19 protein-coding genes and 1 tRNA gene are annotated in these 21730 nt (G+C 66.5%); 5 read left to right on the top strand and 15 right to left on the bottom strand.

What is annotated here, in order from left to right:
* The first annotated feature begins 112 nt into the window (after nt 1-112).
* Complete coding sequence (gene acs, locus BLV25_RS08045; RefSeq protein WP_092732048.1) at nt 113-2113, top strand: acetate--CoA ligase; 2001 nt, start codon at nt 113-115, stop codon at nt 2111-2113.
* A gap of 222 nt (nt 2114-2335) precedes the next feature.
* On the opposite strand, the gene BLV25_RS08040 is transcribed toward acs, so the two are convergent.
* The 9 genes from BLV25_RS08040 to BLV25_RS08000 all read right to left on the bottom strand — a co-directional run bounded on the left by BLV25_RS08040 (nt 2336) and on the right by BLV25_RS08000 (nt 12097).
* Entirely contained in the window at nt 2336-2935 is a 600-nt protein-coding gene (locus BLV25_RS08040; RefSeq protein ID WP_092732045.1) for a hypothetical protein, read from the bottom strand.
* Entirely contained in the window at nt 2932-3807 is an 876-nt protein-coding gene (locus BLV25_RS17845) for a hypothetical protein (RefSeq protein WP_021074871.1), read from the bottom strand. Before BLV25_RS17845 ends, BLV25_RS08040 begins: the two co-directional genes overlap by 4 nt.
* Before the next feature lie 390 nt (nt 3808-4197).
* A tRNA-Gln gene (locus BLV25_RS08030) sits at nt 4198-4300 on the bottom strand.
* 101 nt (nt 4301-4401) lie between these two features.
* Nucleotides 4402-4833, bottom strand: a complete 432-nt coding sequence (locus BLV25_RS08025) for a metal-dependent transcriptional regulator (RefSeq protein ID WP_021074870.1) — start codon at nt 4831-4833, stop codon at nt 4402-4404.
* Between the two features lie 58 nt (nt 4834-4891).
* Nucleotides 4892-5377, bottom strand: a complete 486-nt coding sequence (locus BLV25_RS08020) for a ferritin family protein (RefSeq protein ID WP_092732481.1) — start codon at nt 5375-5377, stop codon at nt 4892-4894.
* A gap of 159 nt (nt 5378-5536) precedes the next feature.
* Entirely contained in the window at nt 5537-6766 is a 1230-nt protein-coding gene (sufD, locus tag BLV25_RS08015; RefSeq protein WP_021074868.1) for a Fe-S cluster assembly protein SufD, read from the bottom strand.
* Nucleotide 6767: 1 nt separating this feature from the next.
* Nucleotides 6768-8192: a Fe-S cluster assembly protein SufB gene (gene sufB, locus BLV25_RS08010; RefSeq protein WP_021074867.1), complete on the bottom strand. Its 1425-nt coding sequence runs from the start codon at nt 8190-8192 to the stop codon at nt 6768-6770.
* 52 nt (nt 8193-8244) lie between these two features.
* Nucleotides 8245-9171 (bottom strand): ABC transporter ATP-binding protein, encoded by a 927-nt coding sequence (locus BLV25_RS08005; protein ID WP_021074866.1) that lies wholly within the window; start codon nt 9169-9171, stop codon nt 8245-8247.
* Nucleotides 9172-9316: 145 nt separating this feature from the next.
* Complete coding sequence (locus tag BLV25_RS08000) at nt 9317-12097, bottom strand: DNA-directed DNA polymerase (RefSeq protein WP_092732042.1); 2781 nt, start codon at nt 12095-12097, stop codon at nt 9317-9319.
* 218 nt (nt 12098-12315) lie between these two features.
* On the opposite strand from BLV25_RS08000, the gene BLV25_RS17355 reads away from it, so the two are divergent.
* The 3 genes from BLV25_RS17355 (at nt 12316) to BLV25_RS07990 (ending at nt 13570) form a co-directional block, all read left to right on the top strand.
* Entirely contained in the window at nt 12316-12483 is a 168-nt protein-coding gene (locus BLV25_RS17355; protein ID WP_021074864.1) for a DUF7331 family protein, read from the top strand.
* Nucleotides 12484-12674: 191 nt separating this feature from the next.
* Nucleotides 12675-13106 (top strand): DUF7322 domain-containing protein, encoded by a 432-nt coding sequence (locus BLV25_RS07995; RefSeq protein ID WP_021074863.1) that lies wholly within the window; start codon nt 12675-12677, stop codon nt 13104-13106.
* 26 nt (nt 13107-13132) lie between these two features.
* A complete protein-coding gene (locus tag BLV25_RS07990) occupies nt 13133-13570 on the top strand; it encodes a DUF7346 family protein (protein ID WP_021074862.1) in 438 nt (145 codons plus the stop codon).
* Between the two features lie 58 nt (nt 13571-13628).
* On the opposite strand, the gene rad50 is transcribed toward BLV25_RS07990, so the two are convergent.
* From rad50 to BLV25_RS07970, 4 genes are all read right to left on the bottom strand, one after another.
* Complete coding sequence (gene rad50, locus BLV25_RS07985; RefSeq protein ID WP_092732039.1) at nt 13629-16331, bottom strand: DNA double-strand break repair ATPase Rad50; 2703 nt, start codon at nt 16329-16331, stop codon at nt 13629-13631.
* On the bottom strand, nt 16328-17692 hold the full coding sequence (mre11, locus tag BLV25_RS07980) for a DNA double-strand break repair protein Mre11 (RefSeq protein WP_039400280.1): 1365 nt from the start codon (nt 17690-17692) through the stop codon (nt 16328-16330). The genes rad50 and mre11 overlap by 4 nt, the downstream gene beginning before the upstream one ends.
* A 16-nt stretch (nt 17693-17708) precedes the next feature.
* Complete coding sequence (locus tag BLV25_RS17350) at nt 17709-18206, bottom strand: hypothetical protein (protein WP_176819455.1); 498 nt, start codon at nt 18204-18206, stop codon at nt 17709-17711.
* 137 nt (nt 18207-18343) lie between these two features.
* A complete protein-coding gene (locus BLV25_RS07970; RefSeq protein ID WP_021074857.1) occupies nt 18344-18637 on the bottom strand; it encodes a MarR family transcriptional regulator in 294 nt (97 codons plus the stop codon).
* Nucleotides 18638-18808: 171 nt separating this feature from the next.
* Between BLV25_RS07970 and pan1 the strand changes: the two genes are divergently transcribed.
* Nucleotides 18809-20026 carry a proteasome-activating nucleotidase Pan1 gene (gene pan1 / locus BLV25_RS07965; RefSeq protein ID WP_039400274.1) on the top strand — a complete coding sequence of 406 codons (1218 nt, stop codon included), beginning with the start codon at nt 18809-18811 and terminating at the stop codon, nt 20024-20026.
* A gap of 75 nt (nt 20027-20101) precedes the next feature.
* On the opposite strand, the gene BLV25_RS17840 is transcribed toward pan1, so the two are convergent.
* Nucleotides 20102-20233: a hypothetical protein gene (locus BLV25_RS17840; protein ID WP_021074854.1), complete on the bottom strand. Its 132-nt coding sequence runs from the start codon at nt 20231-20233 to the stop codon at nt 20102-20104.
* 88 nt (nt 20234-20321) lie between these two features.
* Entirely contained in the window at nt 20322-21671 is a 1350-nt protein-coding gene (locus BLV25_RS07960) for an alkaline phosphatase family protein (protein ID WP_021074853.1), read from the bottom strand.
* Nucleotides 21672-21730: the final 59 nt, after the last annotated feature.

The following is a 21730-nucleotide window of genomic DNA, read 5'->3' as shown; positions in this document are numbered from 1 at the left end:
CGAAACGACGCCGGTTCGATCCGGATGCATAAACGATTTTCGTATATGCCAACCGGAGCCACGAGCTGAAGTACCACACGTTTATAGCGGACGATGCGAATCATCGACACGTATGTCAGACCCGGACGAGGGACCGGAACTGGAAGCACGGCTCGCCGAACAGGACGTGTTCGAACCGCCCGCGTCGTTCGCCGACCAGGCGAACGTGACCGACCCGGCGATCTACGAGGAGTTCGAGGAGAACTGGCCGGACTGCTGGGAGGCCGCGGCCGACCTCCTGGAGTGGGAGGAGCCGTACGACCGCGTCCTCGATGACGACTCCCCACCCTTCTACGAGTGGTTCACCGGCGGGAAGCTGAACGCTTCGGCCAACTGTCTCGACCGCCATCTCGAGGAACGCGGCGACGAGGCGGCCATCGAGTGGGTCGGCGAGCCGGTCGACGAGGCGAACCGGACCTACACCTACGAGGAGCTCCACCGCGAGGTCAACGAGGCCGCGGCGGCGCTCCGGGAGCTCGGCGTCGGCGAGGACGACGTCGTCACGCTGTACATGCCGATGATCCCGGAGCTGCCGATCGTAATGTTGGCCTGCGCCCGGATCGGCGCCCCGCACAGCGTCGTCTTCGCGGGCTTCTCCGCGGACGCGCTCGCGACCCGGATGAACGCCGCGGACTCGGAGTACCTCGTCACCTGCGACGGCTACTACCGGCGCGGCGACCCCCTCGACCACCTCTCGAAGGCCACCGAGGGGCTCACGGACGTCGATCACGGCACCGAGACCGTGGTCGTCGAGCGGCTCGCGCCCAACGGCGACGACTTCGACCACGAGTTGGCGGCCGACCAGACGACCTACGACGACCTGCTCGCCGGCCACGAGGGCGCCACGGTCGACCCCGTCACGCGGGACGCGGAGGACATGCTGTTCCTGATGTACACCTCCGGAACGACGGGCAAGCCGAAGGGCGTCAAGCACACGACCGGCGGCTACCTGGCGTGGGCGAGCTGGACCTCGCAGGCGGTCCTCGACGTCAAACCGGAGGACACCTACTTCTGTTCGGCCGACATCGGCTGGATCACCGGGCACTCCTACATCGTCTACGGGCCCCTCGCGCTCGGGACGACGACGATGATGTACGAGGGCACCCCGGACCATCCCGACCGCGACCGGCTCTGGGAGATCATCGAGGAGTACGAGGCGACCCAGCTGTACACCGCCCCCACGGCGATCCGGGCGTTCATGAAGTGGGGCGAGGAGTACCCAGCCGACCACGACCTCTCGAGCCTCCGGCTGCTCGGGACCGTCGGCGAGCCCATCAACCCGCGCGCGTGGAAGTGGTACTACAAGCACATCGGCGGCGAGGAGTGTCCGATCGTCGACACCTGGTGGCAGACCGAGACGGGCGGGATGATGATCACCACGCTGCCCGGGATCGGCGACATGAAGCCCGGCTCCGCCGGCCCGCCGCTGCCGGGACTCGACGTGCGGATCGTCGACACCGCCGGCGAGGAGATCGGGGCGGGCGAGGCCGGCTACCTCACCGTTCAGAAACCCTGGCCGGGGATGCTGCGCACCCTGTATAACAACGACGAGCGCTACATCGAGGAGTACTGGGCCGAGTACTCCGACGTCGACAGCGACGACCCGGACGACTGGGTGTACTTCCCCGAGGACGGCGCGAAGATCGACGACGACGGCTACATCACCGTCCTCGGCCGCGTCGACGACGTGATCAACGTCTCCGGCCACCGGCTCGGCACGATGGAGATCGAGTCGGCGATCGTCGGCGTCGAGGGCGTCGCCGAGGCCGCCGTCGTGGGCGGCGAGCACGAGATCAAGGGGGAGGCCGTATACGCCTACGTCATCACCGAGGAGGGCTACGAGGAAACCGACGACCTTCGCCAGCGAATCATCGACGGCGTCAACGAGGCGATCGGCCCGATCGCCAAGCCCGAGCAGGTGATCTTCACGCCCGAGCTCCCCAAGACGCGCTCCGGGAAGATCATGCGCCGCCTCCTCGAGAACATCGCGAACGAGGAGGAACTGGGCAACACCAGCACCCTGCGCAACCCCGAGGTCGTCGAGGACATCCAGCGGACCGTCCAGGGCGACTGAGGCGGTCGCGGGAATTCGGTGGGGGAGTTCGTTCGGTTCGGCGTTCCGGCTTCATCGATCGTGACATCGGCGCGGAGTCCGGAAATCAGTATGTCGATCGCCGGCCCAGTTTCGTGAACAGTAGTCCCGGGCGGGGGTGAAATTCCGGATTTTGAATCTTAATAGCTAGAGAAGTTTTATAGAGCTAGCAACTGGCCAGTTATTTTGGTCAAATGCTTCCTCTCAGCTGATCACATACCGGTCACCGAACTCTGCGAAATGTGCAGCAAGAACTTCCGCCGTTTGGTCGATCTCTTCTGCAGAGCTGACGTGCCTGTAGAAGTCGGTGCTGCCCCCGAACGCGTTCTCCGTAGCCCGCAGTGGCCAGTCACGAGTTTGTTCCGCGATGCGGCGGCTCACATCCTCCGAGTCGGGCTGCCAACTACGCGTCTTGCTCGCAATTCGATCGTCCACGTCTTCCGGGCAGTTTTTGATCTTATATCCGAACGCGCGGAGCGCCCCGTCGATGTCCGTCCTATCGTATTCGGCAGGTGACACCCAGTACAGGTGAACATTGAGTATCCGTGTGTCTCCGCTATTGGGGGCTTTCTCGCCGGTCATCGGATATTCAGTTCGTGCGAACGCCAGAGTATGACTGGATGACCGCCGGTAGTTGTCGTCGCCATCCGGATTGGGCTCAAACAGATCGGGGTGTTGATCAATGATCTGACGACCGACATTCCTCAACTTGGCGAATATGTCCTCTTCGAACTGGTCAGGCAGACGGAGGGCCTTCAGATACCGATCATTCCGGAGGCCTCCGGTCAGAAACTCGTCGGTCATAGGTTCACCACCTCGCGGAAATATGTTAATTGTTCCTCAAGTACGTCGGCGAACGCGATCGGCTGAATCGTGTCGACGACGTTTCCAGGGGCTGCCAAGCGCTCAATCGCCGGCTGCGGCTGGAAGCCCACAAGCCGTTGCTCGGCGACCGCGCAGAACAGGTACGCGTTGGCCGCCCAGTGCTCGTCGACGACGTCACCTCGACGCAGAAGGGCTCTGATCGCCGCGGTCACATCGCGCCAGTATAGCACGTCGATGGGGCCAGGATCGTCCCACTCTACCGTGGGCCGGTCCCCGGCTCCGTGGTCCAGGGGCGGATCGACGATGGAGGCCAGGCGCTCCTTTTTGCGGCTCGGAAGGAGAAGTGCGTGTCTCCAGTGGCGGTCGCCGTACTGACGTTCAACGAGTGCCGCCGTCTCGGACGTCTTTTGATAGTTCTCGTCGCCGAGTTTTACCTCGATCGAAATTCCGCGGTCAGCATAGAAGACCAGGAGATCCGGACGACGAAACGTCCCCTCCTCCTTCGAGAGCTGATCCTCGCGGACGACCTCGCTCGGTGCTTGAGAAGCCGTCACGTCGAACAGCTCGGGTACGAGCGCCGCGGACGGACGCAGCAACTGCGCCAGCCACCGCGACCACGCAACCTCGCCGTCCGGACGGAGTGGTCCCCGAGAGACGCTCCTTCCGGTCAGATCTGCAGCTAGCGGATCCGCGTCGAACGGAGCGTCCGAGTCCTCCCAGTCGTCGTTTGACTGCTCGAGCAGGTCGGCGATCCGCACGGCCGTCTCGTATCCGGTCTCGGCGTACTCGTCCCACCAGGGACCGAGTTCATCCCAGACGTCGGTGAGCTGCTGCCTCCGGAGCGCCCGCACCGAGGTGGAACCGTCCGCGACGGTTGCCGATTCCAGATGGGCTCGCCACCACGAATCGATCTCGTCCCAGCGTCGTGTGAGACGTTCCGGATCGAAGAGCCGTACCGAGGCGGGAGTGTGAGCAGCCGACCGGGATCGTTCGAGCGTCGACCACCACGGATCCAGGCTCGCCCAGTCACTCGGTTCTATGTCTATGCTCACGCCCCAGCCAACTCAGACAGCTCATAAAATTGCTTCGAGGGTCAGCGTTTCGCCCGTTCGGCTCTGATCGGCTGTGGCGGACGACTGGGCTCCGGAACCAAACAAGAACACCAGCGTGGCAGTCGTACCGTGACGATCGAATCACTGATCACGGACGATGAGCGCCGAAGATTATGAACTCCGAGTAAGTAGTCCCGGGCGGATTCGAACCGCCGTCATGGGCTGTCTCCCGCCCCTGTTGAACAGTAGGCGTCCAAAGGCCCATATGATTGGCCAGCTACACCACGGGACTGCAGTTCGTATCGAGGGACGTGCCCCTTGTGAGTATTTCGTTTCGAGCGATGGCGGACGGTACACATCCGCCGCCGGCGATCCGGATCGCGGCCGGTCGCCTCAGTCCGCGCCCTCGAAGGCCGCCTCCAGACAGGCGCAGGCGTCGGCCTCGGCGTCGAAGCAGTCGGGGCACTCGGGCTCCCGGTCGATGATCGTGTCGAGCCGGTCGGCGACGGTGTCGTCGATCACGGCCTCGAGCTGGCGCGCCTCGGCGCGGAACTCCTCGACCCCGAGCACGTTCGCGAGGAAGCGCTCGATGATACAGTAGGTCTGGAGCGCGTCCCTGGCGCGGACGATCCCCTCCTCGGAGAGCTTGACGCCCTTGTACTTCTCGTGGTCGGCCAGGCCGCGCTCCTCGAGCTTGCCGATCATCTCGTTCGCGCTGGCGGGGCTCACGTCGAGCGCGTCCGCGATCGATCCCGTCGAGGCCGGTCCGTCCTCCTGGTTCTGGATCAGGTAGATCGTCTTCAGATACTGGTCGGCGGTGTTCACGGCTGCCTCCCCTGGGTGGTTGCGCTCGGTCGGTCGTCGGTGTGGTCTCTCGTCTCCCTCATCGTTTCTCCATGATCGCCGTGACCTCCTCGACGCCCTCGGCCTCCTCCTCGCGGATCGCCGACAGCGTCGCGATCAGCTCCTCGCGGTCGACCGAGAACTCGACGTCCGAGGACTCGATCGCCTCGATGAGGTCGTCGTAGAACTTGTAGGCCGTCTCCTCGTTACAAAGCGCGTCGTAGAGCACGCCGTCGAAGTCCTCGGGCTGGGTCCGCCCGTAGCGGGCCTCGACCAAACCCTCGATCTCGTCGAAGGGAACGCTCTCGACGTCGAGGTCCTCGATGAGGTCCTCGAGCCGGCGACGGTGGTCGGCCGACTCCTCGGCGGCGTGTTCCAGCAGGTCCTCGACCTCCGCGTCGAGATCCGCGTCCAGGCTGGAGTAGTGGTGGTACGCGCGTGCTTCGACGACCTCCTCGAGAACGATCCCGATCTGGAGGAGGCGTGCGAGTTGGTCGTCGGAGGTGATCCGGCTTCCGACGCTCATCGAACACCCCCGATCGGCGATACCGGTCGCATACACGTCTCTCGGGCGGTGACCGACTTAAGAAGTTCCCCTCGAACCGGGGCGTTCCGGCGTCCGGAAGCGTTCCGGCCGGACGGCGCTCACCGGGATCGCACCGCGACTCCCGGGGCCGAACGGCGACTACCGCAGCCGCGCCTGCACGAGCTCCTCGAGGTCATCGCGGAACTCGTCGACGCGGATCTCCTCGAGGACCGGCACGAAGAAGCCCTCGACGAGCATGTTCCGCGCGGTCTCGGGGTCGACGGAGCGGCTCTCCATATAGAACAGCTCCTCGGCGTCGACCTGTCCCACGGTCGCCGAGTGGGAGGCCTCGGTGTCGTGGTTGTGGATGATGAGCTTCGGGGACGCGTCCGCCTCGGCGTCGTCCGAGAGCATCAGCGTGTTCTCCCGCTGGTAGGAGGAGGTGTTCCAGGCGTCGCGGCCGACGTCCTGGACGCCCTCGTAGACCGACCGGGCCTCATCGTCGAGCACGCCGCGCGTGACGAGGTCGGCGGTCGTGTTCTCGGCGTTGTGCCAGACGCGCGCGTTGAGGTCGAGATGCTGGTCGCCGTGCCCGAAGAAGGCGCCGACGATCTGCGTCTCCGACCCGTCGCCGTCGAGTTCCGTCTCGACGTCCGACCGGGTGAGCGCGGACCCGAGGTTCCCCTCGATCCAGTTGATCGTCGAGTAGGTGTCCGTCGCGCCGCGCTTGAGCGTGTACGTGTAGGTGTCCGCCGCCAGGTTCTGCAGCGAGCCGTACTGGACGTAGGCGTTCTCGCCGGCGACGACCTCGACCAGGTTCGAGAAGTACCGGTCGGCGTCGGCCGGACTCGCGTCCGCCGTCGCGTCCGTGCCGGACTCGATCCCCTCGAGGATCGTGACCGACGAGGACTCCTCGGTGACGACGAGCGTCTGGCTGAACAGCGACCGGGAGTTCATCTCCGCGCGGATCGTCACGTCCTCGGCGTCGACGCCGGCGGGGACGTAGACGAACGTGCCGGTCGTGAACAGCGCGACCGAGAGCGCGGTGAGGTAGTTCTCCTGGGGATCCAGGACGGACCCGAAGTTCTCCTCGATGACGTCGCCGTACTCCGCGAACGCCTCGGTGAAGGGGAGGACGACGACGTCCTCGGCACCCTCACGCTCGGTGACGTCGGACTGGGTGAGCGGGTCCACCAGCGATTCGAAATCGAGCGCCTCCAGGTTCGTCCAGCGGCGGCCGGGCGTCTGGATGACGTCCGGCAGGTCGAGCGACTCGAGCGCCGCAAGCGCTTGCAGCCGCGTTTCGAGGAGCCAGTCGGGCTCGTCACGTTCCTCGGCGATGCGTCTGACCGTGTCCTCCGAGAGGCTGTCGAGTACCTGCGTGCTCATGTTATCCGAGTGAACCCTCCATCTCGAGTTCCACCAGCCGGTTCAACTCGACGGCGTACTCGATGGGCAGCTCCTCCGTGATCGGCTCGATGAAGCCCGAGACGATCATCTGCTTGGCGTCGTCGTCGTCGAGACCGCGCGACTGGAGGTAGAAGATGTCCTCGTCGCCGATCTTCCCGACGGTCGCCTCGTGGGCGACGTCGACGGTCGATTCGTTGATCTCCATGTACGGCATCGTGTCGGAGGTGGACTCGTTGTCGAACATCAACGCGTCACACTCGACGGCCGTCGAGGAGCCCTCGGCACCGTCGGCGATGTGGACGAGCCCGCGGTAGTTCGTCCGGCCGCCGTCCTTGGAGATCGACTTGGACTCGATCGTGGATTTGGTCTCGGGCGCGTTGTGATAGACCTTCGCGCCGGTGTCGATGTCCTGGCCCTCGCCCGCGAAGGCGATCGTGATGTGGTTGTCGGAGGCGCCGCGACCCTTCAGGATCGTCGACGGGTACAGCATCGTCGCCTTCGACCCCATCGAGCCGGAGATCCATTCCATCCGGCCGTTCTCCTCGACGATGGCGCGTTTGGTGTTCAGGTTGTAGGTGTTCTTCGACCAGTTCTGCACGGTCGAGTACTGGACGTGGGCGTCCTCGCCGACGAACACCTCGACGCCGCCCGAGTGGAGGTTGAACGCCGAGTACTTCGGCGCCGAGCAGCCCTCGATGTAGTGGACCTCGGAGTTCTCCTCGGCGATGATGAGCGTGTGCTCGAACTGGCCCATCCCCTCGGAGTTCATCCGGAAGTACGCCTGAACGGGCATATCGACGGTCGTGTCCTCGGGAACGTAGACGAACGACCCGCCCGACCAGATCGCCCCGTGTAGCGCGGCGAACTTGTTGTCCGACGGCGGGACGCACTTCGTCATGAAGTGCTCGCGGACGATCTCCTCGTGTTCCTGGACCGCCTCGTCCATGTTACAGAAGATGACGCCCTTCTCCTCCCACCGGTCGCGCATGTTCTGGTAGACGACCTCGGACTCGTACTGGGCGCCGACGCCCGAGAGGGCGTTCTTCTCCGCCTCCGGGATGCCGAGCTTGTCGAAGGTGTCCTTGATGTCGTCGGGCAGCTCCGTCCAGTCGTCCACGCCGGCGCGGACGTCCACGTCCGGCCGGATGTACGGAATGATCTCGTCGACGTCGACCTCCGAGAGGTCCGGCTGTCCGGGCCAGTCGGTCGGCATCGGCATCTCGTGGAACTGCTCGAGCGCGCGAAGGCGCCGCTGGAGCATCCACTCCGGTTCGTCCTTGTCCTCCGAGATGAGGCGGATGGTCTCCTCGGTGAGCCCCTTCTCCGCCTGGAAGGCCGACTTCTGTTCCTTCTTGAACTCGAAGCGGGCCTCGGTGTCGGTGTCTTGCAGGTCTTCTGAACTCATTGTGTGTTGGTTACGTCTCCTTTCGGATAGGTGTATGCGTAATCACGAGACGTTACGCGGCCTCGTAGGCTTCCTCGCGGACCCAGTCGTATCCCTCGTCCTCGAGCTCGGTCGCCAGTTCGGCGCCGCCGCTTTTGGCGATCTTGCCGTCGAGCATCACGTGCACGTGGTCGGGCTCGACGTAGTCGAGGATGCGCTGGTAGTGGGTGATCTGGAGGATGCCGGTGCCCTGTTCGTCGCGAAGCGCGTTGATCCCCTCGGAGACGTCCTGGAGGCGGTCGATGTCGAGCCCCGAGTCGATCTCGTCGAGGACCGCGATCGCCGGCTCCAGCAGGGCGGCCTGCAGGACCTCGTTCTGCTTCTTCTCGCCGCCGGAGAACCCGGCGTTGAGGTACCGCTGCATAAACTTCTCGTCCATGTCGAGCAGGTCCATCTTCTCCGTGAGCAGCTCCTGGAACTCCGCGACGCCGATCTCGCCGTCGTCGGCGGGCCCCTCCATCGGGGAGGTCTCGTAGCCCGCGTCCTCGTCCTCGGCGTCCGCGTCGGCAGCAGCATCGTCCTCGCCCTCGAAGAGCTCCTCGCGCTCCTCGTGTTTCGCGTTGAGCGCCTGGCGGAGGAAGTTCGTCATCGTGACGCCCTCGATCTCCGCGGGATACTGGAACCCGAGGAAGATGCCGAGCGCGGCGCGCTCGTTGGGCTCCAGCTCCAGGAGATCCCACCGATAGTCCTCCTCGTCGAGTTCGACATCGACGTCGTCGACGTCGTCCTCGTCGAGATGAAGGATGATTTCGCCGTCCGTGACCTCGTAGGCCGGATGCCCGGCGATGACCTTCGCGGTCGTCGACTTGCCGGAGCCGTTCGGCCCCATCAGCGCGTGGATCTCCCCGGAGGCGACCTCCAGGTCGACGCCACGGAGGATGTGTTCTCCGCCCTCTTCGGCCACTTCGGCGTGGAGGTTGTTGATCTCGAGAGTTGCCATGGCTGTATTGATTCCTCGTACGTGAATACTGGTCGCTACCGCGGTTAATGGTTACGGATTCCCCCGTGCAAACGGGTGTCAAGAGAAAATTTTCTTTCCGAAACGAAAAACCGTGTGGGTCACGGGCCCGGAGCGGCGTCTCGCCTCACATGAACTGACCGAGGCCGCTCTGCTCCTGGCCGGTCTTGATCTCGTCCCAGTTCATCCCGAGCGCCTCGATCACACGGGATATCGGTCCCTTCAGCGTCTTCTCGAGCATCTTCTCCCAGTCGATCGAGAACTCCTCGGGGATCTCGTCGGCGTACTCATAGCAGATCACGTCCGGATCGCGTTTGAACTCGCCGTACAGCGGATCGGTGTGGGGATCGAGCCCCCGCTCGTCCTCCATCCGCCGCCAGAAGTCGGGATGAACCTTCTCGAGGTAGAGCCGCTTGGGTTTCGAGCCCCGGTCGAAGTTCGTGTCGAGCAGGAGATTGGCGTACTTCGCCCCGCGAACCTGCGCCGTGTCCGTCTCGTAGGCGTCGAGTCGCTTGCCGATCCCGCCCGGAATGCCGATCTCCTCGAGATCCACCTCCCCCGACAGGAAGTCGTCGATGACGTTCGAGAGGTACGTCTTCACCTCCGCCATGTCGTCCTCGATGTCGTCACCGGTGACGATCGTCTCGATGACGCGTTTCTGCACCTCCTTCGTGATCGGCGCGATGTCCGAGCGCTTGTACTCGAAGCCGGTGATGTCGATGTCGTCGACGTCCTTGCCCTCCTTCCAGACGATGTGGCCCGCGTACCGCTTCTTGCGGCCGGCCTGGAAGAAGCGGCGATAGAGCTTCTCGAACTCGATCTGGAAGCGGTGCCTCTCCGCGTTCAGTTTCTCGCGCGCGAAGTCGTCGTATCGGCCGTTGATGTGGTCCTCGATCGCGAACGACTGCTCGATGGCGGACTCGACCCCGGTCTCCCGTCCGAGCTCCAACATAACGCTGTCAGTGTCCCCATATGTGACTTCCATTTCAAGTTCCGACGCCGCCTCCTCCGTGAAGGAGATCACTTCCCGCCCCGTCGCCGTCACGGCCGCTGCGCCTTCCTTGTCGTAGAGTCGGAACCGATCCCACCCCGTCACGCCGTACAAAGAATTCATAATAACCTTGACAGCTGCCTGCTGTCGGTCGTACTGCTCGTACGGCTGGGTGCCCGGATCGTGGTCGTTGCGGAGCTCCTTCTTCCGCTCGCGCTCGGAGAGGAGCTCGTCGACCATCTCCCGCATAATGCCGTCCGGCTGCTTGCGGAAGTGGGTCCCGTTGGGCGCCAGGTACGTCTCGCCGTCGTATTCGTCGGGGTCGACCTTCGTCTCCGGGCCCGCGTTGATCGTCACCATACACATCGGGTAGAGCGATTTCAGGTCCAGGACGGTCACCATCTCCTTCACGCCGGAGATCGGGTCGAAGACGGCGCCGCCCTCGAACTCCTCGGACTCCTGTTGGCCCTTCGTCGGGAGCGCGAACTTGCCGTGGGCCTTGTGCAGGACGTAGACGTCGACCGCGTCGCCGGGGGTCGGCGCGTCCTCGAGCTTGCAGCCGACGAACTTCTTCACCTCGTTCCAGAAGTCGATCAGGTTCTGCTTGCGGTCGATCTCCACGCAGAGCTCGACGTCGCGCAGGTTGTACTCAAGCAGCCGTTCCGGATCCTGCTCCCAGAGGTCCCCGATGTCGCCGGCGTACCGCTCCTTGCCGACGTCGAGTTCCGTCTCGCCGACGGCGTCGAGCCGGTAGGACTCGAGCTCGGTAAACTGCGTGCGCTTATAAGCGTACAGCAGGTCGAAGACGACTCGACCCTTGATATCGGGACCGCCCCAGCCGGACCGCCAGACCTCGCCGATCCGCGACAGTCGGTCGATCGAGAGGTCGTGGTCGGTCCGGGAGTCGAGCCGTTCCAGCCGGTCGAGGAGGTACGGGGCGTCGAAGTCCTCGAAGTTCCACCCGCAGAGGACGTCGGGGTCGGTCCCGCGGAGGTAGTCGATGAACGACTCCAACATCGCCTCCTCGGTTTCGAAGGACTCGACGCGGGCGTTCAGCTCGTCGGCCGCGATGCCCTCGTAGGCCGGCAGGTCTTCCGGGGGTACCGCTCCGCCGTCGGGGGCCTCGTAGAGCCAGACGACGTACTCGTCGTCGTAGGAGTCGTGGCTGGTCAGGCAGACGATCGGCTCCTCGCCGTCCTCGGGGAATCCCCGCCGGTCGTCGACCTCGATGTCGAAGGTGCTCACCCGAATATCGGCCTCGACGGCGGCCGGTTCGAGGTGATCCTCGGCGACCTGAATCCGGCCGTCCTCGAGCCGCCGCTCCTCGACCCGGAGCCCGCCGGCGATCCCGTTGTCGATCAGAAAGCGGTTCGGAAACAGGATGTCGGCCTCGAAGGTCGTCTCGAAGTCGTCCCGGATGTTTCCGACGTCACGCGGCGTCCGCGTGACGATCCGGGTGAGCGGCTCGCCGCGGATGCTCTCGTAGGCGACGTCGTTGGCGTCCGACTCCCGGGTGCCGATCACGACGTCGTACTCCTCGACCGGGTCGCGCTCGAGATCCGCCGTCGGCACGTAGAAGTAGGGCTCGACGCCGAGCACGCGGAGGTGTTCGCGGACGTCCTCGCCGTCGGGAGCCGGCCGCCGGCCGAACACGTGGACGACGGGATACTCGTCGCTGCCGCGCCCCTCGACGGCGTAATCGACCTGCGTGACCGCCAGCTCGACGGTTCCGGTCGAGTCGGGGAACTTCGCGTCGTCGACGTCGACCACGTCGTTGACGTGGCCGCCGCCACCGCCGGCCACGACGCGCGCCTCCTCGCGGACGACCTCCGCCGACCGGCCGTCGTCGGTGCCGTCGCCCGCGTCGGTGGCGGCGTCCCCGCCGGATGAGAACTCGGTGAGCCCCGTCTGCGTCATACGCCGCCTTTGTCGCACCCGGCTAAAAAGGTCGACCATTCGGGAGGTACACATCGGCGAACGAGGGACGGAATGAGTCCGAAGCGGGTGAAACCGAAGCGGGACGAGCCGGGAGGAGGGGCAGCCGGGAGAACGGACGAGACCGGCCGAACCGGGTCCGCAAAACGCCGACCCCGCCGACGGAAAGGCATATATTGTGGTACATCTTAGCACGTTCTATGACGTCCACCCCCAACGCGGACGAGAGGCAGCGTTCGGACGGTCAAGCAGCCGTGGCCGACGTCGAGGCCTATGAGGACGGGGGCAACGTCGTGCTTTTCGATCCGGACAACCCGCTCGCGTGGGTCGAGGCCAGCAACACGGTCCGGCTCCGGGACGTCGCCTGAGCCGGTGTAGCCGGTCCGGTCTGTCCGCCGATCCGACCTCCCGATCCGTCCCACCGATCCGTCCCACCGATCCGGCCCACTGATCCGGCTCACTGATCCGGCCCGTTTGTCCCATTCCCGCGGTCGCTCGACCGGCGTGAGCCGTGGCTCCGACCGGAACGCCTTTCCTTGCCTCGCTCGGACCGTGAGGCGTGCTTCCGAGGGAGGGCGATGACGACGTCGAGTTCGGATTCGACGAGGCGAGTCCCGCGGAGGAGGAGCTCGCGCCCGAACAGCCCTCGGTCGAGAACTACGAGGATCGCTTCCCGGAGCCGGATGCCGACGATTTCGGACTGGGCGCGGATCTCGACCCCAGAACCTACCGAACGTTCATTATCTGCGTTCTGTTGAGCAACGTCGCGCTCTTCTGTGTCAGTCTCGGCGCGATGCTCGTGTACTTCCGGGGCCAGTGGTCGATCGGCCTCGGCCTCGCCGGACTCGGTGTGCTCGCGGGCATCCGAACGCTCCAGCACTACCGGTCGTGGCAGCAGTACCGCCGGGAGCGTGACGCGGCGGACGTGGACGGGGACGAGTCGGACGCCTCGAAATCGACCGATCCGACACCGGACGGGTCGCAACCCTAATTCACGTTGCGACCCTGAGTCGACCCGTGCAACCGGTCCGTGACGCGTCCGGCAACCGTTATCTGCTCGTGAAACGGTCGACGGACTCGAGTCGCGTTCGCGACCCCGAAACGGGCGAGGAGCGGTACGTTCCGACGGCCGACCTGGAACCGATCAGCGACGAGTCCGGGCTCGAAATCGCGGCGGCCGCGGTCGCGCCGGCGTCGGTGCGCCGCGTCCTCACGGCGGTCCACGACGACCGATCCCTGGGGCTTCTCGTCGCGCTGGTCGACCGCGGTCCGCTGTCGATCCGAGAGCTGCTCGACGGAACCGAGTACTGCGAGTCGGACCTCCACGGCCTCCTCTCGGAGCTCCGCGCCGCGGGGCTGATCACCGAGGCCGAGGTTGCGGGGCGCCGTGGCTACGCCGCGACCGACGTGACCGAGGCAGCGGTCGAGGACCTTCGCTCGATCGAGTCGGAATGACGGACGCCCGAGACGATCCCCTCGGGTAACGCGACTCTCGCGTGATACGAAGCGAGGGTCAGTCGTCGTTCGACTCGGCGATGAGCGCTCCGGCCGCGGCGGCATCAGTTCGTGAGACCGTCGACCGGTTCGAGCGCGGGTCCTTCTCGACCGTGACGAGCTCGTCGGCCGCGCCGATCAGCTCGTCGTCGTGGCTCACGATGACGATCTGCCGGACGCCGAACCCCCGCATCTCCTCGACGAGGTCGACCAGTCTGGCGACGTGGCCCGAATCGAGGAAGACCGTCGGCTCGTCGAGGATGAGCGGCGGCGTCGGCGTCGCCCCCTCGATCCCCTCGGCCAGGAGCCGGTAGATCGCACAGCGCAGCGAGAGGTTGAACAGCGCCCGCTCGCCGCCCGAGAGCTGTTCGGGCTCCAGCGGCTCGCCGTCCTTCTGGTAGACGGTGAGTTCGTACTCGCCGTCGAGGTCGATGTGCGAGTACGCGTCGTTGCCGTAAACCAGGTCGAACGTCTCGTTGAGCATCCGTTCGAGCGTCCGGACGTTCCGCCGCCGCAGCTCCGCACGAAGGTCGCCGTACATCGACTCCAGTTCCCGCGTCTCCTCGTGGACCGCATCGAGGGCCGCGACGGTCTCCGCCAGCTCGTCCCGTTCCGCACGGAGCGACTCCAGCGTCTCGATGTCGCCGGTGACGCCGCCGATCCGCGTCTGGAGCTCGTCGCGCCGGTCGGACAGATCCTGCAGCGTCTCCGCGACGTTCTCGAGGTATTCCTCGGCCTCCCGTTTGCGGGACCTGGCGTCGTCGATCGCGTCCTCGTCGACCGCCTCCCGGAGCTCGTCGCGGCGCTCGCGCTTCTCGGCGAGCCGATCGCGGCGTTCGTCGGCGAGCTCGGCGAGGGAGTCGCGCTTCTCCTCGAGCCGCTCGATCCGGTCCTCGAGGTCGGCGATGGATTCCAGCTCGGATTCGATCGTCGCGAGGCGCTCGCGCCGCCGTGTGACCGCCTCGAGCTCGGCCTCGAGCGTCTCGACCCGGTCGTCGGCGTCTGCAGCGTCCTCGCGCTTCGCCGCGGCGACCTCGCGGGTCGAGTCCGCCTCCTCGCGGAGCTCGTCGGCCCGGTCGCGCTTCGCCGCCGCCTCCTCGCGGCGGTCCGCGGCCTCCTCGCGACGCGTTTCGATCCGCTCCACGAGCCGCTCTCGTTCGGCCTCCAGCTCGGCGATCCGATCCTCGGCGTCCGCGAGGCCCTCGAGCGTCTCGATCTCGTCCTCGAGATCCGAGAGCCGGTCCCGCGCCGCCTCGAGCTCGGCCTCGAGCTCCGCGACGCGGTCGCGGTCCTCGTCGATCCGGTTCGCGTGCGGGGAGTCCGCGACCGGTTGGCCACACTCCGGACACTTGCCCGCCGCGAGCAGCTCCTCGGCCTCCGCAACCCGGTCGCGCGCGTTCTTCAGCTCCGTTTCCAGCTCGGCGATCCGCTCGCGCAAGTCCGCGCGGTCGGCAGTACGCTCCGCGAGCCGGTCCGCCGCCTCGCCGCGGTCGAGGTCGACGCCGTCGGCGTCGGCGAATCGGTCCGTCAGCTCCTCGATCTCGGCATCGATCTCCGCGATCCGCGCCTCGTGGTCCTCGACCGCGGACTCGGCCTCCTGCGCCCGGTCCTCGAGGTCGTCCGCCTCCGCACGGGCGTCGGCGGCGCGGTCCTCGAGGTCGTCCGCCTTCTCGGCCAGGTTCCGCGCCTGATTCCGATAGCCGGTCGCGTCCGTCTTCGCGTCCGTTCGGGCTTCCCTGAGGTCCGCCTCGCGCTCGTCGAGCTCGGAGCGTCGCCGTTCGATCGCCTCCGCGTCGGCCGTCTCGAGGTCGCTCTCCGCGAGCAGGTCGTCGATCGAGGAACGATGTTCCGCGATCCGGTCGCGGGCGTCCGAGATCGAGTCGCGGTGGTCCTCGCGCTCGGCTTCGGCCTCGCGGATCGTCTCCGCGAGCGACTCGACGTCGTCCTCGACTTCCGCCAGCGTCTCGCGTTTCTGCTCGTACTCCTCGAGGACGGCGGCCGCCTCCTCGCGCGTTCGCTCGGCGGTCTCGCGCTGGGTTTCGTAGTGATCGATCTCGTCGGTGACCTCCTCGAGCTCGGTCTCGAGTTCCGACAGCGTCGCGTGGAGGTCCCGGTCCTCGAACCGCTCGATCCGCGACTCGGTCTCCTCGAGAACGGCCCGTTTCGCGGTCCGCACGTCCTCGACGCCGAGGCGTGCCTCCCCGGCCCGCTCGCGGTACTCCTCGAGGACGCCGAGCTGCAGCAGGTCGTCGATCGTGTCCTGCCGCTGGCTCGGGGTCGCGTTGATCAGCTTGTTGACCTCCCCCTGTCGGACGTACGCGCAGTTGACGAAGGCGTCCGCGTCCATCCGGAGCAGTTCGGTGACGAACTCCCGAACCGCGCGCGCGCCGTCGCGGGCCGGCCCGTCCGCCGCCTCGGTCTCGAGGGTACAGCGGTGGTCGACGCGGTCGTCGTACACGCGCAGCTCGCGGTCGATCCGATAGGTCGTGCCCTCGTGGGTGAACGTGAGCGAGACCGACGTCTCCTCCGCGCCGTTCGTGACGACGTCCTCGAGCGTCCCCTCGAGCGCGCGCGAGCCGTAGAGGGCGAAGAAGCACGCCTCGAGCAGCGAGGACTTCCCGCTACCGTTGACGCCGTGAATGACGGTGACGCCCTCCGAGAGGGAGAGATCCGCGTCCCCGTACGGTTTGAAGTTCCGGAGCCGGATCCGGTCGAACCTCATCGGAACTCCTCCATCGAGGCCTGGTCGTCCGTCTCCATCGAGGCTTGGTCGTCCGTCTCCATCGAGGCTTGGTCGTCCGTCTCCATCGAGGCCTGGTCGTCCGTCTCCATCGAGTCCTGGTCATCCGTCTCCACCGAAGCGTGGCCATCTCCGGACGCATCGGCGGCGTTCGGTCCGTCAGCCGCCGCGTCCGTGGCTGGTTCCGGGGTCGTTCCTGCGGCGGCCTCGGTTCCCTCCGGCGGCGCCGCCGATGACGTCGCCGCCGTCAGATCGCCGTCCTCGAGCCGCTCCTCGATTCGGTCCGTGACCGTCGACCGGACGGCGCTGTCCGCGATCGTTTCCGACCGGACTGCCTCGTCGACGTCCATCGCCGCCGGCGAGGGATCGAGGTCCGCGAGGCGCTCGCGAACGGCGTCGTCGGGGTCCGCGAAGCTGACGTCGACGTCTGCCTCGTCGTCGATCTCCCGGCGGTCGGTGACGCGGGCGATGAGGGCACCGTCCTCGACCGCCGCCTCCTCGATCGCCGCTGGCGTCACCGGCTCGCCCGAGCCGGTTACCTCGACGATCACGACCGCGTCGGTCAGATCGTGCTGCCGGAGCTGCTCGCGGACCCGGGGCGCTCCCTCGCCGTCGCGGAGCTCCACGTCGACGAAGACGAACGGACGCGTCTCGAGGGCGCGACGCCGGATGTCGACGTCGTCGGCGAAGGTGATCAGATTGTATCCCCGTCCCTCGCGCTCGCTCGCGCTCGCGCGCTCGGTGGATCCAGGATACGTCACCCAGGTGTCACGGACCGTCGCTTGCCCCGGCTCGTGGTTGTCTCCGAGCAGCAGCGCGTCGAAGTCCACGTCGCTCTCCGCGAGGACGGTCTCGGTGTCCCAGTCGGCGTGCGCGAACGGCTCGAACAGACCGTGGGCGACCAGGGCCGCGTGGTCCGCCTGGTGGGGATCGAAGGCGTACTCGAGGTCGTCCCGCCGCGAAGCCGGGACGTGGTCGAGCCCGTAGAAGGCGACGTCCCCGACGACGGTCGGCGCGTCGTCGAGCCGGGTGGCGAGTCCGAGCCGCTCGAAGAGGTCGATCCACTGTCCGTGGCGGGTCGACTCGTGGTTGCCCACGATCGCGAGGAAGGGGATCCCGGCGTCGTCGAGGCGGCGGAGGGCCGACAGCGTCCCGAGCAGGTCCGGAAGGTCCGGCCGCCGGTCGTGAAAGAGGTCGCCCGCGTGAACCACGGCCGCGACGTCCGACTCGATCGCGTCCGAGACGACGGCCTCGAACGCCTCGAGGAAGTCCCGCCGGCGGACCGACGAGTGGTACTGTCGATACCCGATGTGGGTGTCGCCGGTGTGGATCACCCGAGTCATAGCCGCGTCACCCGCGTCATTGTCTCGACCCTTGAGCCGTCCGCCTTTTAGCCGTTCCGCCGCCGGGGTGGAAGTGATCCCGGTCGGAACGCCGAGCGGAGTCGGCGTCGCCGCTGCGGTCATCACCGGCAACGCCACCGGTAGCGGCGTCACCGGCGGTTCCGTCACCGGTGTCGACATCATCGGAAGCGGCATCGCCGGCGCCGCCATCCCCGGAAGCGGCATCGCCGGCAGCGGCATCGCCGGCAGCGGCACGGCGAAGGTCCCGGTACGCCGATCGCGCGGCTCGCCCGCGGTCGGCGGCGTCGGTCGCGCCGTCCGCGGCGGCCGACTCGATCGCGGCGTCGAGCCGGTCGAGTCCGACGGACTCGAGGAAGCCAGCAGCGCGCTCGAGGTCCCGGCGGGCGGCGTCCGCCTCGTCGATGACCGCGAGGTAGGGCGGCCGATCGGTGTCGGACCGGGCGGCGAGCAGCTCGAGCGTCCGCTTGACGCGGCTGGTTCCGGAGGGTGTCATACGGGTCGCTGTGTCGGTTTGGTATAAAAGCCGTCGGGAGGGATTCGGGACGGTCGCTGACGGCCGAAGCGGGGAGCAAACCGCGGAAGGGAGCAAACCGCGGAAGGGAGCAAACCGCGGAAGGGAGGACGAACGGCCTACAGCGACAGGGAGTAGAGCCGCTTCCGGGCGTCGGCGAAGGAGAACCGGGAGTCGACGACGTCCTCCTCCTCGAGCCGGGAGAGGGCGTACCGGACGGTTCGCGGGGGAAGCAACGTTTCCTCGGCGAGCTCGCTCTGCGTCAGGGTCTCGTTGTAATCGAGCACCTTCGCGACGAGCTTGGCGCTCGGAGGGAGATCGCGGACGGGCTCCCAGCGATCGACGACGTCGTCGGCATCTGCGTTGGCATCGGCGTTGGCGTTGTCGGCGCGGACGGCCTCTGGTGCACTCATTGTGATTGAACGTGAGTAATGCTAGTAAATAATATTTACTATCGATAGATATTACTCATAGGAATCAAGCGGCAATGGAGGACGGAACGACGGACGGGAGCCGCGGAAGGTGGCTTACCCGAAGGTGGCTTACCCGAAGCCTCTTAGTGATGACCGGCGTAACACGGTTCGATGACCGACACTGTGGACGACGTCGAGATGCCCTACGACGAGGATTCGACGTCGCAACAGGAGAAGATCGAGGTGCTCGAGGAACGGCTCGAGATCCTCGAGTCGCAGAACGAGGAGATGCGCGACCGGCTCCTCGACGCGAACGCCGAGAACAACAAGTATCAACAGAAGCTCGAGCGGCTCACCCACGAGAACAAGAAACTGAAGCAGTCGCCGCTGTTCGTCGCCACCGTCCAGGAGCTCACCGACGAGGGCGTCGTGATCAAACAGCACGGCAACAACCAGGAGGCGCTCACCGAGGTCACCGAGGAGATGCGCGAGGATCTGGCCCCCGACGACCGCGTCGCGGTCAACAACTCCCTCTCGGTGGTCAAGCGGCTCGAGAAGGAGACCGACGTCCGCGCCCGCGTGATGCAGGTCGACCACTCCCCGGACGTGACCTACGAGGACATCGGCGGCCTGGACGACCAGCTCCAGGAGGTCCGCGAGACCGTCGAGATGCCCCTCAAGCAGCCGGACATGTTCGAGGACGTCGGCATCCAGCCGCCCAGCGGCGTCCTGCTGCACGGCCCGCCGGGCACCGGCAAGACGATGCTCGCGAAGGCCGTCGCCAACCAGACCGACGCCTCCTTCATCAAGATGGCCGGCTCCGAGCTGGTGCACAAGTTCATCGGCGAGGGGGCCAAGCTCGTCCGCGACCTCTTCGAGGTCGCCCGCGAGAACGAGCCCGCGGTGATCTTCATCGACGAGATCGACGCGATCGCCGCCAAGCGGACGGACTCGAAGACCTCCGGCGACGCCGAGGTCCAGCGGACGATGATGCAGCTGCTCTCCGAGATGGACGGCTTCGAGGAGCGCGGGGAGGTCCGCATCATCGCGGCCACGAACCGGTTCGACATGCTCGACGAGGCGATCCTCCGACCCGGCCGCTTCGACCGCCTCATCGAGGTCCCCAAGCCCGAGGCCGACGGCCGGGAGATCATCTTCCGCATCCACACCCGGAAGATGAACGTCTCCGACGACGTCGACTTCGGCGAGCTGGCCGAGACCGTCTCGGACGCCTCCGGCGCCGACATCAAGGCGATCTGCACCGAGGCCGGGATGTTCGCCATCCGCGACGACCGGACCGAGGTGACGATGGCCGACTTCGAGTCCGCCCACGAGAAGCTCCAGCAGACCGAGGAGGCCGACGTTGGCGACTCGGTCGCGTTCGCCTAAAAGACGCCCCGACCCGGTCGGCTGCGGTTCCGACTCCGATGGCGGTCCGATCGCTCCGCGCTGGTCGCACGCCCGTCAGATCCCGACGAAGATCGCGTACGGAACGAGAAACAGCGCGACGAGAATGAACGCGAGCAGCGCGCCGTATCCGAGCCCGACGCCGAGGAGCGTGCGGAATCCGGGGTGTGACAGCGTATCGAGGTCCATACCGGCGGATGGAGCCCCGATCTCTTAAAACGGTCGGCCGGGTCGCACCGGAGGGACCGTCCCCGTGGCGAGCCCGCACCGGGAACCGTCACTGCACCAGGCTCGCGCCGTCGAAGGCGGTCCGCTCGAACGACACGTCGAGCAGCTGGAGCAGCGTCGGCGCGATGTCGAGGATGTCGGCGTCGTCGATCGTGACGCCCGGCTCGTCGATCAGGAGCGCGGCGTCGTCGAAGCTGTGCATTCCGGTCCGCGGCCCCGGGTCCTCGAAGACCGCCTCGTGGCCGACGAAGTCCGCCTTGAGGTCGAACCCGTCGTGCGGGATGGCGACCAGGTCGGGAGCGATCTCGTCGTGGTCGCCGCGGAAGGCGGTCTCCGTCTCGACGACCCGCCGAACGACGGGGTCGCCGGCCGGCGACTCGAGATCCTCGAGCTGCCGCTTTAACTCCGCCCGCGTCTCCTCGTACTCCGCCCGGGAAACCGATCCGCGGGGCTCACGCCCCTCGAGGTTCAGGTAGAACCGACCCGGACCGAGCGAGTAGGCCCGGGCGTCGTCGGCGATGTCGGCGAGCGCGTCGTGGTCGCGGTCCCGGAAGGCGAGCCAGTCGGTCCGTTCGAGCCACTCGTTGCAGTTGACGACGCGGTCGATCGGCGCGAACCCGTGGTCGGAGGCGACGACCAGGGTCGTGTCGCGGTCGAGCGCGTCGCGGATCGCGCCGATGTGCTCGTCGAGCCGCTCGTAGAACGACAGGAACGCCTCGCGGTCGGGTCCACCGGAGACGTACTGGTCGAACAGGAAGTGGTTGATCCGGTCGGGGGTGAGGTAGACGCCGACGAACAGGTCCCAGTCGTCGCGCTCGACGTACTCGCGGAACGCCGTCTGGCGGCGGTCGAGCGTCCGCCGGGCGTGGTCGAGGAAGTCCGATTTGTCCGCGCGGTGGCCGAGCTTGGCGTTGACGTCGATCAGGTAGTCGATGGAGTCCAGATACGACCGCAGCTCCTCGGGCGTCGCGGCCGCGTCGACGTCGGGCGCCAGAAAGCCCGACACCATCCGCTGAACCGTCCGCTGTGGCGGAAACGTCACGGGGACGTTGAAGACGCTCGCGTCGCGGCCCGCCTCGGTGACCCGGTCCCAGATCCGGTCGTGCTGGACGTCCCGGCCCATCGGCACGTAGGTTTCGTATGATCCGATCTCCCGGTCCTGATAGCCGTAGACGCCGGTTTCCCCCGGATTCGACCCGGTGGTGATGGCCGGCCAACAGGCGGTCGTCTCCGGCGGATAGATGCTCTCGATCGACCCGGCGGATCCCGACTCGATCATCGCGGTCAGGTTCGGGAACGTCTCGGGTTCCGAGGCGATGAGCCGATACGGCACGCCGTCGATCCCGAGGAAGACCACGCGAGGGTCGTCCGTCCCGCGTAACCGGTCGATCAGCCCCATACGACCCATACCACGCAGCGCGGTAAAAAGCGTGGAGGTTTTCACCGCCCCGCGGCACC

Origin of the sequence: Halopenitus persicus (assembly GCF_900107205.1) — an archaeon.
Classification (GTDB): domain Archaea; phylum Halobacteriota; class Halobacteria; order Halobacteriales; family Haloferacaceae; genus Halopenitus; species Halopenitus persicus.
The sequence above is the reverse complement of the archived record's forward strand: the minus strand, read 5'-3'. Positions and strand labels throughout refer to the sequence as shown.

Excerpts from the sequence above, each read along its gene's own strand:
- sufB (WP_021074867.1), bottom strand. The coding sequence starts at position 8,192 with ATGAGTTCAGAAGACCTGCAAGACACCGACACCGAGGCCCGCTTCGAG.
- BLV25_RS08005 (WP_021074866.1), bottom strand. The coding sequence starts at position 9,171 with ATGGCAACTCTCGAGATCAACAACCTCCACGCCGAAGTGGCCGAAGAG.
- BLV25_RS17355 (WP_021074864.1), top strand. The coding sequence starts at position 12,316 with ATGACGTCCACCCCCAACGCGGACGAGAGGCAGCGTTCGGACGGTCAA.
- BLV25_RS17840 (WP_021074854.1), bottom strand. The coding sequence starts at position 20,233 with ATGGACCTCGATACGCTGTCACACCCCGGATTCCGCACGCTCCTCGGC.
- BLV25_RS07960 (WP_021074853.1), bottom strand. The coding sequence starts at position 21,671 with ATGGGGCTGATCGACCGGTTACGCGGGACGGACGACCCTCGCGTGGTC.
- BLV25_RS17350 (WP_176819455.1), bottom strand. The coding sequence starts at position 18,206 with ATGACACCCTCCGGAACCAGCCGCGTCAAGCGGACGCTCGAGCTGCTC.
- BLV25_RS07970 (WP_021074857.1), bottom strand. The coding sequence starts at position 18,637 with ATGAGTGCACCAGAGGCCGTCCGCGCCGACAACGCCAACGCCGATGCC.
- BLV25_RS08000 (WP_092732042.1), bottom strand. The coding sequence starts at position 12,097 with ATGACGCAGACGGGGCTCACCGAGTTCTCATCCGGCGGGGACGCCGCC.
- acs (WP_092732048.1), top strand. The coding sequence starts at position 113 with ATGTCAGACCCGGACGAGGGACCGGAACTGGAAGCACGGCTCGCCGAA.
- BLV25_RS08040 (WP_092732045.1), bottom strand. The coding sequence starts at position 2,935 with ATGACCGACGAGTTTCTGACCGGAGGCCTCCGGAATGATCGGTATCTG.
- mre11 (WP_039400280.1), bottom strand. The coding sequence starts at position 17,692 with ATGACTCGGGTGATCCACACCGGCGACACCCACATCGGGTATCGACAG.
- pan1 (WP_039400274.1), top strand. The coding sequence starts at position 18,809 with ATGACCGACACTGTGGACGACGTCGAGATGCCCTACGACGAGGATTCG.
- rad50 (WP_092732039.1), bottom strand. The coding sequence starts at position 16,331 with ATGAGGTTCGACCGGATCCGGCTCCGGAACTTCAAACCGTACGGGGAC.
- BLV25_RS08020 (WP_092732481.1), bottom strand. The coding sequence starts at position 5,377 with ATGAGCGTCGGAAGCCGGATCACCTCCGACGACCAACTCGCACGCCTC.
- sufD (WP_021074868.1), bottom strand. The coding sequence starts at position 6,766 with ATGAGCACGCAGGTACTCGACAGCCTCTCGGAGGACACGGTCAGACGC.